Origin of the sequence: Streptomyces sp. CC0208 (genome assembly GCF_003443735.1) — a bacterium.
Lineage (GTDB): Bacteria > Actinomycetota > Actinomycetes > Streptomycetales > Streptomycetaceae > Streptomyces > Streptomyces sviceus.
On sequence record NZ_CP031969.1, the window covers coordinates 496,989 to 512,042 of the forward strand.

Annotated in this window: 15 protein-coding genes and 1 pseudogene; 8 read left to right on the forward strand and 8 right to left on the reverse strand. The window is 71.1% G+C overall.

What is annotated here, in order from left to right; all coding sequences use genetic code 11:
• The first annotated feature begins 220 nt into the window (after positions 1-220).
• Positions 221-1,147: a GNAT family N-acetyltransferase gene (locus D1369_RS02320; RefSeq protein WP_007386759.1), complete on the forward strand. Its 927-nt coding sequence runs from the start codon at positions 221-223 to the stop codon at positions 1,145-1,147.
• Between the two features lie 24 nt (positions 1,148-1,171).
• Here the strand turns inward: D1369_RS02320 and D1369_RS02325 are convergent, their stop codons facing one another.
• On the reverse strand, positions 1,172-2,335 hold the full coding sequence (locus D1369_RS02325) for a serine hydrolase domain-containing protein (protein WP_037902424.1): 1,164 nt from the start codon (positions 2,333-2,335) through the stop codon (positions 1,172-1,174).
• A 347-nt stretch (positions 2,336-2,682) separates the two neighbouring features.
• Complete coding sequence (locus tag D1369_RS02330; RefSeq protein WP_240436045.1) at positions 2,683-4,788, reverse strand: DUF1996 domain-containing protein; 2,106 nt, start codon at positions 4,786-4,788, stop codon at positions 2,683-2,685.
• Positions 4,789-4,985: 197 nt separating this feature from the next.
• Here D1369_RS02330 and D1369_RS02335 point away from each other — a divergent pair, with 197 nt between their 5' ends.
• The 4 genes from D1369_RS02335 (at position 4,986) to D1369_RS02350 (ending at position 7,453) form a co-directional block, all read left to right on the forward strand.
• On the forward strand, positions 4,986-5,555 hold the full coding sequence (locus D1369_RS02335) for a 3'-5' exonuclease (protein WP_007386756.1): 570 nt from the start codon (positions 4,986-4,988) through the stop codon (positions 5,553-5,555).
• A 232-nt stretch (positions 5,556-5,787) separates the two neighbouring features.
• Complete coding sequence (locus D1369_RS02340) at positions 5,788-6,462, forward strand: nucleotidyltransferase family protein (RefSeq protein WP_037902422.1); 675 nt, start codon at positions 5,788-5,790, stop codon at positions 6,460-6,462.
• Positions 6,459-6,731 carry a BON domain-containing protein gene (locus D1369_RS02345; protein ID WP_007386754.1) on the forward strand — a complete coding sequence of 91 codons (273 nt, stop codon included), beginning with the start codon at positions 6,459-6,461 and terminating at the stop codon, positions 6,729-6,731. The genes D1369_RS02340 and D1369_RS02345 overlap by 4 nt, the downstream gene beginning before the upstream one ends.
• A complete protein-coding gene (locus tag D1369_RS02350) occupies positions 6,728-7,453 on the forward strand; it encodes a metallophosphoesterase (RefSeq protein WP_007386753.1) in 726 nt (241 codons plus the stop codon). The genes D1369_RS02345 and D1369_RS02350 overlap by 4 nt, the downstream gene beginning before the upstream one ends.
• A 50-nt stretch (positions 7,454-7,503) precedes the next feature.
• On the opposite strand, the gene D1369_RS02355 is transcribed toward D1369_RS02350, so the two are convergent.
• Positions 7,504-8,694, reverse strand: a complete 1,191-nt coding sequence (locus tag D1369_RS02355) for an amidohydrolase (RefSeq protein WP_007386752.1) — start codon at positions 8,692-8,694, stop codon at positions 7,504-7,506.
• A 158-nt stretch (positions 8,695-8,852) separates the two neighbouring features.
• Here D1369_RS02355 and D1369_RS43685 point away from each other — a divergent pair.
• Positions 8,853-9,070 (forward strand): annotated as a pseudogene (locus D1369_RS43685) (hypothetical protein); the annotation flags it as partial.
• Positions 9,071-9,122: 52 nt separating this feature from the next.
• A complete protein-coding gene (locus tag D1369_RS02365) occupies positions 9,123-9,686 on the forward strand; it encodes a hemerythrin domain-containing protein (protein WP_007386750.1) in 564 nt (187 codons plus the stop codon).
• A 101-nt stretch (positions 9,687-9,787) separates the two neighbouring features.
• Here the strand turns inward: D1369_RS02365 and D1369_RS02370 are convergent, their stop codons facing one another.
• Complete coding sequence (locus D1369_RS02370; RefSeq protein ID WP_007386749.1) at positions 9,788-10,312, reverse strand: hypothetical protein; 525 nt, start codon at positions 10,310-10,312, stop codon at positions 9,788-9,790.
• 124 nt (positions 10,313-10,436) lie between these two features.
• Positions 10,437-11,216, reverse strand: a complete 780-nt coding sequence (locus D1369_RS02375) for a maleylpyruvate isomerase family mycothiol-dependent enzyme (protein WP_237557702.1) — start codon at positions 11,214-11,216, stop codon at positions 10,437-10,439.
• 91 nt (positions 11,217-11,307) lie between these two features.
• Here D1369_RS02375 and D1369_RS02380 point away from each other — a divergent pair, with 91 nt between their 5' ends.
• A complete protein-coding gene (locus D1369_RS02380; RefSeq protein ID WP_007386747.1) occupies positions 11,308-11,940 on the forward strand; it encodes a lipoprotein in 633 nt (210 codons plus the stop codon).
• 27 nt (positions 11,941-11,967) lie between these two features.
• Here the strand turns inward: D1369_RS02380 and D1369_RS02385 are convergent, their stop codons facing one another.
• From D1369_RS02385 to D1369_RS02395, 3 genes are all read right to left on the reverse strand, one after another.
• The gene (locus D1369_RS02385; RefSeq protein ID WP_007386746.1) at positions 11,968-12,618 is read right to left on the reverse strand and encodes an SRPBCC family protein; all 651 of its coding nucleotides are present in this window, start codon (positions 12,616-12,618) and stop codon (positions 11,968-11,970) included.
• A complete protein-coding gene (locus D1369_RS02390; RefSeq protein WP_007386745.1) occupies positions 12,611-12,973 on the reverse strand; it encodes a metalloregulator ArsR/SmtB family transcription factor in 363 nt (120 codons plus the stop codon). The genes D1369_RS02385 and D1369_RS02390 overlap by 8 nt, the downstream gene beginning before the upstream one ends.
• A gap of 92 nt (positions 12,974-13,065) precedes the next feature.
• Entirely contained in the window at positions 13,066-14,868 is a 1,803-nt protein-coding gene (locus D1369_RS02395) for an acyl-CoA dehydrogenase (RefSeq protein WP_037902419.1), read from the reverse strand.
• Positions 14,869-15,054 lie beyond the last annotated feature (186 nt).

Below are 15,054 nucleotides of genomic sequence, written 5' to 3' on the forward strand. Positions count from 1 at the left end.
GCGTCATCAGCCTACTGAAAAGTGTAATGATCTTATCAGTCGTCACAGTGTCAACAGGCGTACCAGACGCCACACTTGACGACTCTCCACAAAGATCCCGCAAAGGCCCTGCAGGCGTTCATGATCAACAGCCGCAGCCTACCAAGGCCGTGAGAACGCCTTCCCCCCGCTCGCGCAAAACTCGTTTGCGGCCGTCGCGCCCGCGCCCGACCCTTGCCTCATGCCCTACCTGCTGCGCCCTGCCGCGCCCACCGACGCGCCGGCCGTCACCGAGTTGCTCAACGAGATCGACCGGATCGAGATCGGACGGCCCGAGACCGATCTGCACTCGGTGGAGGCGGATCTGGGCCGGCCCGAGACCGACCTCGACCGCGACTCCTGGCTGGCCTTCGACGGACCGCGCCTGGTGGCGTACGCCCTGGTGTGGGACGACTCGAAGGGCGAGCGCATCGACGCCGACCACTACGTGCTGCCCGACCACCAGCGGGCCGGTGAACGCCTCCTGGAGGCGGTCGAGACCAGGGCGCTCGAAAAGGCCCGGGCGAACGGCGCCTCGAAGGCCGTGCTCCATCTGCACCTGAACGCGGCGCCCACGACCGACCTGGCGCTGATCCGGGCGCGCGGCTGGTCGGTCGTACGCCGCTATCACGTGCTGGAGCGGGCGCTGCGGTCCGGCGCGGACCTGCCGCCCGAGCCGCCCGCGGGCGTGCGGGTACGGGCCTGCGCCGACGAGGCGGACCGCAAGCAGGCGCACGCCCTCCACCAGGCCGCCTTCGCCGAGCACTTCGACTTCCAGCCGCGCTCGTACGAGCAGTGGCTGGCCGACATCCACGCCGACCGGCTCGACTGGTCCCTGGTGTGGCTCGTCTCCACCGGGGACCTCGGGGACGTCGGCTTCCTGATCGCCCGCGACGACCGCGAGGCCATGGGATGGATCCGCAGCCTCGGAATCGTCCGCGAGGCCCGCGGCCGGGGCCTCGGCGGGCTGCTGCTGCGGCAGGCGTTCGCGGCCTTCGCGGACCGGGGGCGGCAGACCGCGGGACTCGGCGTGGACACCGAGAACACCACCGGCGCCCCCGCGTTGTACGCACGCAACGGAATGTCGGTCCATTACGCCGTCGACACCTGGGAAATCGTGGTGAGTTGAATTCCTACGGCCGGGTAAAAGCGCCTACCGATTCTTTCCGTGCAGCAATGCGCAGACGAAGTTCTCTTCAATGGCCCGCATTTTCCCCAGCAGTTCCGCGTCGGAGGACTGGGTGATCTGAGCGGTGACCGAGAAGGTCAGTGAACGGCGGCCGTCGGGGGTGGCCGCGATCAACTGGGTGTACCCGAGCGTGTTGCCGGTGTGGCCGAGGACGACTCCGCATCGCGTCTCGTACCGGAAGAGGGCCAGGCCCGCGGAGTTGCGGCCCGGTCCTGCCGGTTCGGACGCGCCCCCGACCCACTTCCGCTGCTGCTCGACGACGGACTTGGCGTACAACCGTCCGCCGGCGTAGCCCCGGATGAAGCGGGTCATGTCGGCCGGGGTGGACACGATGCCTCCGGAGGCCCAGACGCCCGACATGCCGATGACCTCGCTGACGTCCTCCGGGGACGCGGGTGAGCTCACGTCGTAGCCGTGCAGGTAGGGCACGGGCATCCGGTAGCCCTGCGGGAGGCTGGTGGAGTGCAGCTGCAGGGGTGCGTAGACGAGCTCGCGCAGGAGGTCCTCGTACGGCGTGCGGGTCGCCGCCTCCGCCATGAGGGCTACGGCGATGTTGTCCGAGTTCGAGTAGCGGTACTGCGTGCCCGGCTTGAAGAGCAGGGGTTCGTCGGCGATGTAGTCGAGCAGGCGCCGGGAGTCGAAGTGGTGGTGCGGGTCGGCCCGCAGCTCGTTGACGAACCCGTCGCTGCGGGAGTAGTCCGGCAGCCCACTGGTGTGATTGAGGAGTTGGCGGAGCGTCACCGACCGCCACGCGGCGGGGAGCCGGGGAAGCCGTTTGCCCAGGGTGTCGTCCAGGCGCAGCGTGTGGTGGTCGACCAGGGTGAGGGCCACCGCCCCGCTGAAGGCCTTGGCCGTGCTCGCGATGCGCATGTGATCGTCGGGGCCGGGCGAGCGGCCCGTGCGGAGGTCGGCGGCTCCGGCGCGCACGACGCGGGTCCCGTGCTCGGTCCGCAGGACGGCGATGGCTCCGGGTGGTCCGCCGGAGCGGTGCACGAATTCGTCGAGCTGGCGCTGAAGCGTCCGGTCACCTGGCGGGGCGGTGGTGGCACCGGCCGTGGTCGGGGCCAGCGCGGTGAGGCAGACCGCGAGGGCGGACGCCGCTCGCAGGCGGGGTCGGCGCAGAGGCATGGGCACTCCCGGAAGGGGGACGGCATGGCCCGTCAAGCCGCACCGGGAGCCATGAACCCCTGCTTCCCGTGCTGCTGCATACGGACCAGTGGCAGGGCCACTCAGTGGTGCCGTGAAATTGTCCCGCGGGTATCAGCGGTCGCCCTTGTTCAGCTCGGCTCGCGGATACCAGTGCATATCCCGAGGCGGCCGCCGGGGGTACGGTCCGAATTCGGTTTCCCAGACCAAGAATAACCACCTCGATCTCGAGGTGGCATGTCGGCGGGGGGCCGAGCAGGGGTGGCTGTCCGCCGGTGGAGCTGCGCGGCGGACAGCCACTCTGCGCTTCTGGCTCGTGCCGGTCGGTGTCACATGGAGCGGCGGCTGGTGCGTCGCAGGAGAACGAAGCCCGAGATCAGGAGGATCGCGCCGAGCGCGGCCGGCCACAACTGGGTGCCGGTCTCGGCGAGGCTGCCCTGGTTGCCCTGCGGTGCGGGCTGTGCGGCGAGCGGGGGCTGGGCGACGGCTCCGGGGGCGTCGGTGGTGGTGTCGGCCTGGGGGGTGGGCTGGGTCGCCTGGTCGTTGCCGGTGCCGGTCCCAGTCCCGTTCCCGTTGCCAATCCCGGTCCCGGTCCCCGTCTCGGTCTTGGGCGAAGGGGCGGTCGTGCTGTGGGTGGTGGGTGAGCTGTAGGTCTTCGGCTCGTTGTCGGCCGGGGCGGTCGTCCGGCCGCCTGCCGGGGCTTCGGCGGTCTGCGTCGGCTGCTGCTGCGGCTCGTCGCTGTTTCCGGGGTTGTCCTCGGAGCCGTTGTCGCCGCCGTTGCCGTTGCCGTCACCGTTACCCGGGTCCTGGCTGGCGCCGGGGTCCGGGGCGGAGCCGCCACCGTTGCCGTTGCCGTTGCCGCCGCCACCGTTGCCGTTGCCGTTGTCCCCGCCACCGGTGTCGCCGTTGCCCGGGTCGTCCTGGCCCGTGCCCGCGCCGCACTGACGGCCGTCATTGATGCAGCCGACCATCTCGTTCATCAGGTTCTCGTCGAAGACGTTGATGAAGTCGCCGTGGTCGGTGACGGGCTTGTGCAGCTGCTCCGGGAAGGAGTCGACCGCGAACAGCGGAGTCGTGCGGCCGCCGTCGTTCAGGCTCGGCGCGTCGACGTCGTAGACGATCCGCTGGACCAGCTGCGGAATGGCCTTGAAGCCGTTCGGGCAGGTGCCGTCGTTCTGGGCGAACGCCACGTGGGTGCGGTGGTTGGCGCTGTCGATGTTGCGGCCGTCCCAGCAGCTCTGGAACTTGAAGGTGCGCACCACGTCACTGCCCTGCGGGCACAGCGGGTACTTGTCCTTCAGCTGCCGGTCCTCGAACCCGGTGCAGCTCCAGGACGCGTTCGCGTTGGCGGTGCCGTTGACGAATGCCTTGGCGTCACCGGTGATGATGCGCAGCAGCCGCGGCATCGCGGTGACCTTGCTGCGGGGGTTGCCCACGAACGTCAGCGTCACCTCCTTCGGCGTGACGATCTGGCCGGCGTTGCCCTCGATGCCGCCGCCGGGCTTGGCGGCGTCCTGTTCCTGCGTTCCGTTCTGGAGCCGGATCACGGGCCAGTAGTACGTGGACTTGTCACCCTGGTCGACACAGCTCGTCTCGGCGTTCGCCAGGTCCTGGTCGCTCGCGAAGGCGGTGTTGGACTGGTTGCCGATGTAGTCGTGGAAGTGGTGTGCGCCGTTGGAGACACCCGGGGCGACGATGACGTTGTCCGAGTTGAACAGGCCGCCCGCGTTCACACCGCAGCTGGTGACGAAGGTGCCGCGGGAGGCGTCGCCCTGAGCCGGCGGCGCCTGTGCGGCGGGTGGGGCGCTGTTGATGTCGGCGTAGTCGGCGGCGACGGGACCATTGCCGGCCTGCCCGCCGTTGCCCTGCTGCTGGCCGCCCTGGTCCTGACCTCCGCCTTGCTGGCCGTCGCCCTGCTGCTGGTCCTGGTTCTGGCCGTCCTGGTTCTGGCCATCGCCCTGCTGCTGGTCCTGACCGTCGCCGTTCTGGTTCTCGGTCTCGCGCAGGGTGCAGCCGGCCATGTCGCCGAGGCCGTCCGGCTTTTCTCCCGTGCGTTCGAGTGCCGCGGTGATGCGATCGATCGTGGCGGCCCGGTTCTCCTGGAGCGGGTCGACGATACGGCTCTGCGCGGACTCGCGGTCCTGCACCGACGGGTCCTGGAGCTGCTGGTAGGCCTCGGCTATCTGCTGGTCCAGCAGCGCGAGTTCCTTGTCGACGTCCGCCCTCGACCCGTCGGGCACGTTGGTGAGCGTGTCGCCGACGTCAGGGCAGTCGATCGTGACGGCTCCCCACGACGTCTGTTGCGGTGTGCCGCTCTCCGTGGCGGAGGCGTACACGTTCACCGCGACCAGGCCACCACCCCCGAGCATCAGGGCCACTGCGGCGAAGGTCGCACGTCGTGCGCCTGTCTGTCGTCTGCGATTGCTGCGTCCCACGGATGTACTCCTGCGCGTGTCGGCTCTCCGGGCATGCAAATCCCCCGCCCCATACGGACGACGGGCCCCCCGCGTTCAAGCGCCTCGGAAATTCACAGCACTCTCATACGGAACACCGGGTTCCACCACCCCTCCCGAACCTCCGTACAGGGAAAACGAGATGACTCGCACACATCTGCCCCCCTACGGTTCTCGGCATGGACAGCACGGGCGCCGAGCGCCTCCTGAACGTGGTGGACGTCGAAGCCACCTGCTGGCCCGGCTCCCCTCCCCCGCACGCGATCTCCGAGATCATCGAGATCGGGCTGACGGTCGTCGACCTGTCGACCGCCGAGCGCGTCGAACGGCACCGGATCCTGGTGCGGCCCGCCCGGTCCGAAGTGAGCGACTTCTGCACGGAGTTGACCGGCCTCACCCAGGACGAGGTTGACGGGGGCCTGTCCTTCGGGGAGGCCTGCCGCCGGCTGGCCTCCGAACACGCCTCCGGCGCCCGCCCGTGGGCGAGTTGGGGCGACTACGACCGCAACCAGTTCACCCGGCAGTGCGGAGCCACGAAGACGCCGTATCCCTTCGGCCGCCGCCACACCAACGCCAAGGCGGTCTTCACCGAGGTGTACGGCCTGCGCAAGCGCCCCGGGATGGCGCAGGCCCTCGGCATGGCCGGACTGTCCCTCGACGGGCGTCATCATCGCGGCGAGGACGACGCGTGGAACATCGCGGCCCTCGTGCTGCACCTGGCGGGTCGGGACGGCTGGCCCTCGGAATGAGCGAGCCCGTCACCGGGCCGCGTCGCCCTGGCCGCGGCCCCAGCTATCGGCCGAAGACCGACGCCCACACCCCGAAAGCCGGCGCAACCCCGCCCGGAGCCGCCTCCTCCTCCCACCGGCCGAAGGCGATGGACGGCCCCAAGCCCGATGTGCCGCCGTGTCGAGGGCCGAGCCCCGGGTACTCGAGGCTCGCCGTCCCCTCCGGTGTGGGCCGGCCAGGAAGGGGGCACTGATGACGCAGCACGCCGACGACGACGTCGCCCGCCACGGGGGCGCCGCCGGACTGCGACTGGCGACGGGGAGCGCCGCCGACGCGTTCGCCGCGAGCCTGCCCGTCGACCGCAACCAGGCGATCCTGGAGGCGGCCAAGCAGGTCGGCGCGATTCTGAAACGGGAAGGGCACCCGTTCGCACTCGCGGGCAGTGTCGCCGTGTACGCCCACGGCGGCGCCCAGAATCTTCAGCACGACGTCGACTTCGCGATCCTCCCCGAGGACGCGCCGAACGTGGCCGAGACCCTCCGCGAAGCGGGGCTGGAGGTGCGGACACCCCCGGAGGACTGGCTGCTGAAGGCCGACTGCATGGGCCAGCAGGTCGACCTGATCTTCGAGCTGGCCCACCAGCCGGTCACCAGGGACCTGCTGGCGCGGGCCGACGAACTCTCGGTGGACTCGGTGTTCATGCCCGTGCTGTCCCCGACCGACCTGCTGCACAGCCTGCTGTCCGCGTTCTCCGAGCACCACTGCGACTTCGGGGCCGTCCTGCCGATCGCCCGCGCGCTGCGGGAGAAGGTCGACTGGGACGCCGTACGCCGAGGCTGCGGGGACGCGCCGATGCCGGACGCGTTCTTCTACTTCCTGGAACGGCTTGAGGTCATCGAGCCGCGGAGCGAGGAGCAACGGTCATGAGCGGTTCCGCGCCCGACCGGTCCGAAGAGAACATCGAGTACCGCGTCGCCCACCTGCGCGACCGGCTCGCCGCGGAGGAACTCGGCGAGCTGGGCGTCCGCGCCGAGGTGCGGGCCGGGGCCGTCGTGGTCACCGGCACCGTGCCGTCCGCGCAGTGCCGGGAGACCGTACTGCGGACCGTCCACGAGGCGCTGGCCGGACTGTCCGTGCACACCGACGTGGTGGTCGCGGAGACCGCCACGCCCGACCATGCGGAGGAACTGCCGTGATCCGCGTCGCCGCCGTGGGGGACATCCACATGGGCCTGGAGAGCCAGGGCGTGCTGCGTCCCGCCTTCGAGACCCTGCCCGACTGTGCCGACCTGCTCCTGCTGGCCGGGGACCTCACCCGGCACGGCACGCCGGAGGAGGCCCGGGTGGTGGCCCAGGAGGTGCGGGACCTTCCGGTGCCGGTCGTGGCGGTGCTCGGCAACCACGACCACCACGACGAGCAGCCCGAGAAGGTCACGGCCCTCCTGGAGGACGCCGGTGTGCGGGTTCTGGAGGGCGAGGGGACGATCGTCGAGTGCGGCGACACGCGCGTGGGCGTGGCCGGTACCAAGGGGTTCGGCGGCGGGTTCGTGGGCCGCAGCGCCGGGGAGTTCGGCGAGCCGCTGATGAAGGAGTTCGTACGGTACTCACGGCGCTGCGCGGACGGACTGCGCACCGCGCTGGAGGAACTGGAGCGGCAGGGCTGCGGGACGCGGGTGGCGCTCACCCACTTCTCCCCCGTCGCCGACACGCTGGCCGGTGAGCCGCCGGAGATCTATCCGTTCCTCGGCAGTTATCTGCTGGCCGAGGCGATCGACACCGCGGGGGCCGACCTGAGCGTGCACGGACACGCCCACGCGGGCACGGAGCACGGGATGACGGCCGGCGGCGTGCGGGTGCGCAACGTGGCCCAGCCCGTGATCCGGCGGGCCTTCAACGTGTACCACCTGCACACCGACTGACGGTTCCTTCGCAAGCCGACCAGGGGGCGCGCACCCGCTGCGCGCCCCCCTCAGCTGCGGACGGACGCCCGGTCGTGGTCCTCCCACGCCGCATCGCGCAGCTCCGGGCGCAACAGGACCTCGACCGCGGTACGGGCCAGCGCCTCCGCCGCCGCGAGCATCACCTGTCGGCCCCGCTCGGAGCCGGCCGCCACGGCGAACTCGGGAGTGTGGTCCGAACCGTCCTCCTCCATGATCGCCACGAAGGGGTGGATGGCGGGCACCCGTCCGCTGACGTTGCCGACGTCGGAGGAGCCCAGGTAGACGCCCGGCGCGGGCGGTGTCATCTCGATGCCCGTGCCCGCCAGGTGCCGGGCGAACCGGGCCGACAGCACCGTGCTGTCCCGGAAGTGCTCGTAGCGTGGCGTGGCCCGTTCCACCGTGACCGTCGTGCCCGTCGCCCGCGCCACCCCCTGAACGCAGGTCAGCAGCTCCCCCGCCAGGTCCTCCAGGGCGGCCGTGGTCACCGCGCGCAGCCCGAAGAGGCCCTCCGCGTACTCGGGGACGATGTTGGTGGCCGTGCCGCCGTCCGTGACGATGCCCTGCACATGCGAGCCCTCGGGCAGCCTGCGCTCGACCACCGCCAGTGTGTTGAACAGCTGGATGAGCGCGGCGAGCGCGTCGATGCCCTCGGTGGGATTCCCGGTCGGGTGGGCGGCGCGCCCGCGGAACCCGACCCGGTACTGGGCCTGCGCGGTCAGCGGCGCCCACTGCCAGCTGTGCACACCGGGGTGGAACATCAGCGCCGCGTCGATGTCGTCGAACACCCCGGCGTCGGTCTCGGCGACCTTGCCTCCACCGCCCTCCTCCGCGGGCGTGCCGATGGCCCACACGGTGCCCGCGTCCCGGTCGAGCACCGCTCGGGCGGCCAGCGCCGCGCCCAGGCCCGCCGCGGCGATCAGATTGTGGCCACAGGCGTGGCCGAGGCCGGGCAGGGCGTCGTACTCCAGCATCAGGGCCACCGCGGGGCGGGCCCTGGTGCCGGAGCGCGCGGTGAACGCGGTGGGCAGTCCGGCGACGTCCCGCTGCACCGTGAACCCCGCCCATTCGAGTTCCCCGCACAGCAGAGCGGCCGCCCGGTGCTCCTCGAAGGCGTACTCCGGATCGGAGTGCAGCATCCGCGCCATGTCCCACAGCCGATCCGCCCGTGCGGCCACCTCTCCGCGCACTCGCGCAAGCACCTCGTCCACGGCGTCGGTCACAAAGGCCTCCCCAGAGCGTCGTTCGGCTGTGTCCTGGTGCGGGTTCCTTCCAGCGGCCCGCCTTACACCCGGGGACCGTTACCGGCTCCGGGGCAGGACCGGATCGCGGATCCCTGGGGCGCCCGGACGCCGTAACGGCGCCTTCCGGCGAGGGACCTCCGGGGCTGCTGCTCCCGCACGACCTGCGCGCCCTGCACCTGGCCGCCACGGAGAACTCGTTGCACTGGGAGATGCTCGCGCAGGCCGCCCAGGCGACCCGGGACGAACGGCTGCTGGAGCTGGCGTCGGCGTGCCACCCGTGCGGACGCTTCGGCAGACGCGCTGGACCAACACGTTGATCAAACAGTTGTCCCCACAGGTCCTGACAAGCCTGTGACCAGGCGTAGAGCGTGCGGCACAGGGCACTCGGGGGGCGGAGGTGGAAGAACATGGGACACGGAGGAAACGTCATCGACGAGCTGGTGACCGATCACCACGAGGTCGAGGAACTGTTCGCGAAGATCGAGGCGCTGGCGCCCGGTGAGAAGAACCGGAAGGTGTACGCCGAACAGGCCACCATGGAACTGATCCGGCACTCGGTCGCGGAGGAGGAGTACCTCTATCCGGCGGTGCGGGAGCACCTGGTCAACGGGAACACCATGGCCGACCGGGAGATCGAGGACCACTCCAAGGCCGAACAGCTCATGAAGGATCTGGAGGGCTGCGAGGCGGACGATCCCGAGTTCGACCGGCTCATCGGCGAGCTGATGAGCGAGGTCCGCTCGCACATCGCCGAGGAGGAGGAGACCCTCTTCCCGCAGCTGCGTGTCGCGTGCTCGGAGAAGGAGCTGAACGACCTGGGCGAGAAGGTGCGCCGCGCCAAGAAGCTGGCGCCGACCCGCCCGCACCCGTCGGCTCCGGACACTCCTCCCGCGAACAAGCTGCTCGCTCCGGGAACCGGCCTGGTCGACCGACTCCGGGACGCGGTCTCGGGCCGTGGCAAGGAGGACTGAGGTCCGCTGAGGTTCGGGACGCGGGCGGAGGGCTGGGGCAAGGGACAGCCGGCGTAGGTCTCGTCACCTTGTCCTGCCAGGCCGCCCGCCCTGCCTTGTCCTCACGCGGCCAGCGCCTCGTCCGGCCCCAGCCGGTCCAGCAGCTCGCCCCGGTGCAGCCCGGCCACCGATGCGAGCAGGTCGGGGTGGCGGAGCAGGGCGGCGGCATTGCGGTCCGTCGCGTCCGGGGCGAGCAGGCGGCGGAACGCGGCCGGTGAGCCCGTCGAGTGCTCGCCCCGCGCGAGGTCGGCCACCGCCCGTTCGGCCAGTTCGGGATCTGCGAGCAGACAGGCCGCCCAACTGGCCACGACCTCGTCCACCCAGGTACGCCAGGCACGGCCCTCGGCGTCCCGGTCGCCGGCGTCTGCGCCGGTGACCCAGTCGAGGCGGTCGGAACCGCCCGGACCCGCGATCCCGACGAGCGCGACGTCCATCGCCGTCGGATAGCGCAGCCAGGCGGCGACCGTCACGGCCTGCCGCGCCTGCACCTCGCACAGCGCGGCGGCCAGGGCGCCGCCCGCGGGTGGATAGGCGCGCGTAAGCCAGTGCGTTGTCGCCGCGATGACCGGGGAGAGATCTGCTTGCACTGCCGGGCCGCCCGAGCTGCTGGGGTTAGGGACTGCGCGAACGGTAGCCCGCGGTTCCGCCGGGACGACATGGCTCCGGCCTCCTCCGGCACGTGGCTTCGGCCACACCTGCCCCCTCGCGCGCCTACGCCTCCAGCCAGAAGCGGGTGCGCCTCAGCCACAGGTCAAGGAGCTCCGAGTCCCCCCGCGTCTCGACACCGGGCGCCGGGCGGGCGTAGAGGAACAGGAGCAGGTCGGTGACCGGCCCGCGTACGCTCACGGCGGCCGCGCCGGTCCCGCGCCGCCACACGGGTCGGTCTCCGCCGAGGTCGAGCAGCCACTGCCCCGCGGCCCCGGCGTCGAGGCCCAGGGTCCGCCCGTTCCCGAGCAGCTCCGGCAGGCCCGGCAGCGGGTCGTAGGCCTCGGGGACGGTGGAGAACTCCAGCCACTCCTCCACGGCGTCCACCGCCAGAGACTCCTCGACCACGAACTCCGCCCCGGTCACGAGTGCCGCGTCGGCCCGGTGCAGCAGGGTCTCGTACGTCATGCGCCGCGCCCAGAACATCGCGGACTGCTGGACCAGTTGCTCGTCGGCGGGGGTCCACACCGGCACGTCTGGCCCGGCCGCGCGCAGGGTGCCGGCCAGCCTCGTGGCGCCCTCGACCAGCCAGCCGCCGATCGCGCAGTCGTCGAGGCCGGCGTAGGCGGCGGGGTCGTTGACAGGGTCGTCGTCGATCGGCCCGGTGGCCCGGGTCCGTACGATCTCCTCCGCCCAGCGGTGATCGCCACCCACGTGCCGCAGCAGCCGGCCGAGGTCCCAGCCGGGGCAGGTGGGCACCTGAGCGGCCGGGTCGGCGCCCTTGACGTGCCGGGTGAGCAGATCGGTCTGGGCGACGATCGCGTCGCAATACTCGTCGAAGGTCAACAACGCTTCCCCCCTCGCTGCACGATTCGTTATTCCTGCCACCTAACCTGACTCCTTCGAGTACCACCACTGAATAGAGGGAGTCACGACCATGCTGGTCAGGGCGGGGAACACGTGGCTTCGGATGGCCCATGGGGCGTTGCTGGCGGGGGTGCTGACGGGCTGTTCGGAGGCCGCCGAGGGGGACGACTCCGCGGCGTCCGGGCGCCCGTCGGTGACCGCGGAGACTTCCGGCCGGGACCGCACGGCCGCGAGCAGCGGCGGCACGATCGGCGCCGCCGGCTCGGCGTGCGAGCTGCCCGTCACCTTCGACATCGCCAGGAACTGGAAGGCCGAGGCGGTGAAGGCGCCGCTGGGCCAGGGGCCCGTCACCTTGGCATGCGAGATCGACGCCAAGCCCGCGGGCAGCATCGGCTTCCTGCGCGTATGGACCGGAAAGCCCGGTGACGCGGACACCCGGACCGTGCTGGAGGCCTTCGTCGCGGCCGAGGACGGAGTGAGCAAGGAGCAGTACAGCGCGTTCACGTCCGGTGGCCTCTCGGGGACGAAGGTCGAGTACCTCTACGCGAGCGAGCTCCTGGACGAGACGAAGAAGGAGAGCGCCTTCGCCGTGACCACCGCGGACGGGCCGGTGGTGGTGCACCTCGGCGGACTCGACACCGACGAACACGAGGAGATGCTCCCGGCGTACGAGCTCGCGCGGCGCACCCTGCGCGTCGCCTGAGCCGGGGCCGGAGCCGGAGCCGAGGCGTCAGGCTCCCGTTCCCGTTCCCGTTCCCGTGTAGAACGCGATCGTCGCGGCCGCCGTCCTCGCCGCCGTCTCCTGGTCCGCGCCGGAGGCGGCGTACGCCTCGCCCCACCCCTCGCCCGAGCCGGTGATGAACGCGCTGCCCTCGGGCGTGGTGTGCCAGGTCGCGGCCTCCTCCTTGTCGAGGCCGCCGCCGGCGAGGTGCAGGGCGAGTCCGTAGAGCCCCAGGTCCCAGCCGACTCCGACGGCGCCGGGCCCGAACTGGTCCCAGAAGTCGTCCGGTACGACGGCCACGTGCTCGAGTTCGAGGACCGTGCGCTCCCCGTCCTCGGCGGTGAGGCGCACCTCGACCTCGCTGAAGCCCGGGTCGGGGCCGTACAGCCAGCTCACCCGCAGCCGTTCGGGCTCGACGCACTCGAGGATCTCGCCGCCGGCGTTGCCCTCCAGCTGGTAGCGGCCGCCGACCTTGAGCTCACCGCTGACCGGCATGAACCAACGGGCGATCCGCTCGGGAGAGGTCACGGCGTCCCACACGTCGGCGATCTCGGCGTCGTACGTACGGCGCAGCAGGACCGTGTGGGCCTCGCCGGTCTCGACCTGCCGGGTGCCGACCCGCCGGTGCATACGGTTGATCGCGTCGGCGATCTCACTCATGCTCGCTCACCTCTCCTTGCAGCCTGCGCTCGCGCTTTCCTCGCGCGAGCTCCGTTCCGAGTGCGTCGAGCCGCTGGTCCCAGAAACCCCGGAAGCGCTCCAGCCAGGCATCCACCTCCCGGAGCGGGGCGGCCTCGACGGCGTACAGCCGCCGGTTGCCGTCGGCGCGCACCGAGGCGAAGCCGCTCTCCCGCAGCACTTTCAGATGCTGCGAGACGGCCGGCTGGGAGATCCCGAACTCGTCCCGGATCACGGCGCTGACCTCGCCCGACGCCTGCTCGCCCGAGGCGAGCAGTTCCAATATCCGGCGTCGGACCGGATCTCCGAGTACGTCGAACGCGTGCACATCACCCACTATGCCATCCATCACTTATATAAGCCAAGCCTTAAATAGAAGCCGGGTCGCGGAGTGTTCCGCGGCCCGGCCTCAGCACATGACGGCGACCGTCACGCCGGCACCACCTCGGATCGCAGCGCCGGATGGCGCTCGGTGATCTCGTCCAGCACGGCGAAGGCACCGGTGAGGGTCAGGGCGTGCGGCACGAGCGCGGCGACGGTGGCCTCCAGGACCTCCGGCAGGTACCGGACCTGCTCGGCGGTGAGCCGCTCGTGCGCGAGCAGTTCACCGCTGTGCGCGGCCACGTAACGCAGGGCGAACAGCCGGTGGAGGTGCTCCAGCAGGAGAGCCACCTGCGGATCGGTCGCCTGCGCCGCCGCGGCGAGGAGTTGCTGTGCGGCCAGCCGGTGGACGTGGGCGTCGACCAGGGACAGCGCCGCGCCGGAGGCGCCGTTCCAGCGGTCGAGGGGCGAGCCGGCCCGTTTCGTGCGCAGGCGGCCACGCGCCCGCTCGTGACGTATTCGCTCCAGGTCGCCCATCAGGTCGTGCAGGTGAGCCGGATCGTGCAGGCTCCGGGTGGCCGGGGGCACCTCGCTGGGCGGCATCGGGCTGAAGCCGCCCAGCAGCATCTCCCCGGCCGCCTTGACCCAGATGACGGTGTTGTCGCCCTCCGCGGTGATCGTGCCCTCGTTGGCCGCGAGCTGGCCCGCGATCCCGTTGGAGAGCAACAGACCCTGTGCGCCGCAGCGTTCCCGGCACTCGGTCATCACGGCTCTGGCCTGCCAGGTGATCCAGCCCTTGGCCACGGCCACCAGCCGCTCGGCCTCCTCGCGCTCGTCCTCCGCCGCCTGCGCCCATCGCCGCACGACCTCACGCTGCAGCAAGGTGGCGGCGTAGGTCGTGGCGAGCGCCTCCACGAGCGGGGCGTGGTGGGTGCGATGCGCGAACAGCGGCACCCGCTGCCCGCTGGTCATGCCCGAGGTGACCCGCTGGTGGGCGTGGCGCACGGCGACGGTCAGGGCGTGCCGTGTCACCCCGAGGCTGTAGGCGCTCATGCACAGTTTGCCCATGGTCACGCGGCCGATGGAGCGCAGGAACCGTTTGCGCGGACTCCCCAGGCAGGAGACGAGCTCGCCCTCGTCCGTGAGCCGACCGTGTTCGCCCTGGAGCATGGCCGTCCGCGGCAACCGCACCCCGTGGAAGGAGGTGGCGCAGTGGTCGACCGGGCTGCTGGCCGTCTGGGGCAGCAACTCGACCTCCACGCCCGGCAGATGACGGCCGTTCCCGTCGGTCAGCGCGGTCAGGAAGAGGAAGACGCCCTGGTCCTTGCCGTCGATCACCAGACGGGCCGCGACCAGGGCGTCCTTCGGGCCGCCGGCCACGGAGGTGTTGGGCATCCACTTGCGGGCTCCCCGTGTCGGGGTGGTGAGCACGAAACCCCCCGTGGCCCGGTCCAGGGTCGCGGTGGTCTCCAGTTGGGGGGCGTCGTTGCCGTGCGCCTGCTCGGTGCACAGGAAGGTGCCGATGCGTTCCATCCGCAGATAGGGGCCCAAGTCCCGCCCCTCGTGGTCGTGTTCCAGCAGGCTGCCGAGGAACAGGTTGTAGTGGATGCTGGCGAGCGTGGTCATACCGGCGTCCGCCACCCCGGCCCATTCGTGCAGGGCGCTCAGGGCGACCGGGTCGCGCGCCAGGGCCTGGGGATCGGGCACCGCCGCGTTCACCGTGCGTAGGCGTTGATAGGACAGTTCCGTGCGCTCCTGGTGGGTCAGCCCCTCGTGGTAGGCGAACACGTCGGAGCTGAACAGGCGTCGCCAGGGCTCGTGGATCTCGGCCTGCGCGCCGAAGAGGAGGTGCCGGATCGCGGCCGTCTCGGTCAGCGGGGGTGTCGTTACGGGGAGTTGAGAGGTGATCACAGCGGCAACGTAGTCCGGGACGCCCTCTGATCACATCATGATCATCACCACGATTGAACACTCACGCGTGGTGGTAGTTACCCCTTAAACGGCCTCTCCAATACCACAAGTCACGACCTGCACAGGGGTGATTCCCCTCCCACGGGGAACTTTACGCCGACGCCTCGGAGCGACATCGGTCACGGC

What these genes read in the sequence shown, in the direction of transcription:
- D1369_RS02340 (WP_037902422.1), top strand. Translation starts at nt 5,788, where the DNA reads ATGACGCAGCACGCCGACGACGACGTCGCCCGCCACGGGGGCGCCGCC.
- D1369_RS02380 (WP_007386747.1), top strand. Translation starts at nt 11,308, where the DNA reads ATGCTGGTCAGGGCGGGGAACACGTGGCTTCGGATGGCCCATGGGGCG.
- D1369_RS02335 (WP_007386756.1), top strand. Translation starts at nt 4,986, where the DNA reads ATGGACAGCACGGGCGCCGAGCGCCTCCTGAACGTGGTGGACGTCGAA.
- D1369_RS02325 (WP_037902424.1), bottom strand. Translation starts at nt 2,335, where the DNA reads ATGCCTCTGCGCCGACCCCGCCTGCGAGCGGCGTCCGCCCTCGCGGTC.
- D1369_RS02320 (WP_007386759.1), top strand. Translation starts at nt 221, where the DNA reads ATGCCCTACCTGCTGCGCCCTGCCGCGCCCACCGACGCGCCGGCCGTC.
- D1369_RS02385 (WP_007386746.1), bottom strand. Translation starts at nt 12,618, where the DNA reads ATGAGTGAGATCGCCGACGCGATCAACCGTATGCACCGGCGGGTCGGC.
- D1369_RS02365 (WP_007386750.1), top strand. Translation starts at nt 9,123, where the DNA reads ATGGGACACGGAGGAAACGTCATCGACGAGCTGGTGACCGATCACCAC.
- D1369_RS02345 (WP_007386754.1), top strand. Translation starts at nt 6,459, where the DNA reads ATGAGCGGTTCCGCGCCCGACCGGTCCGAAGAGAACATCGAGTACCGC.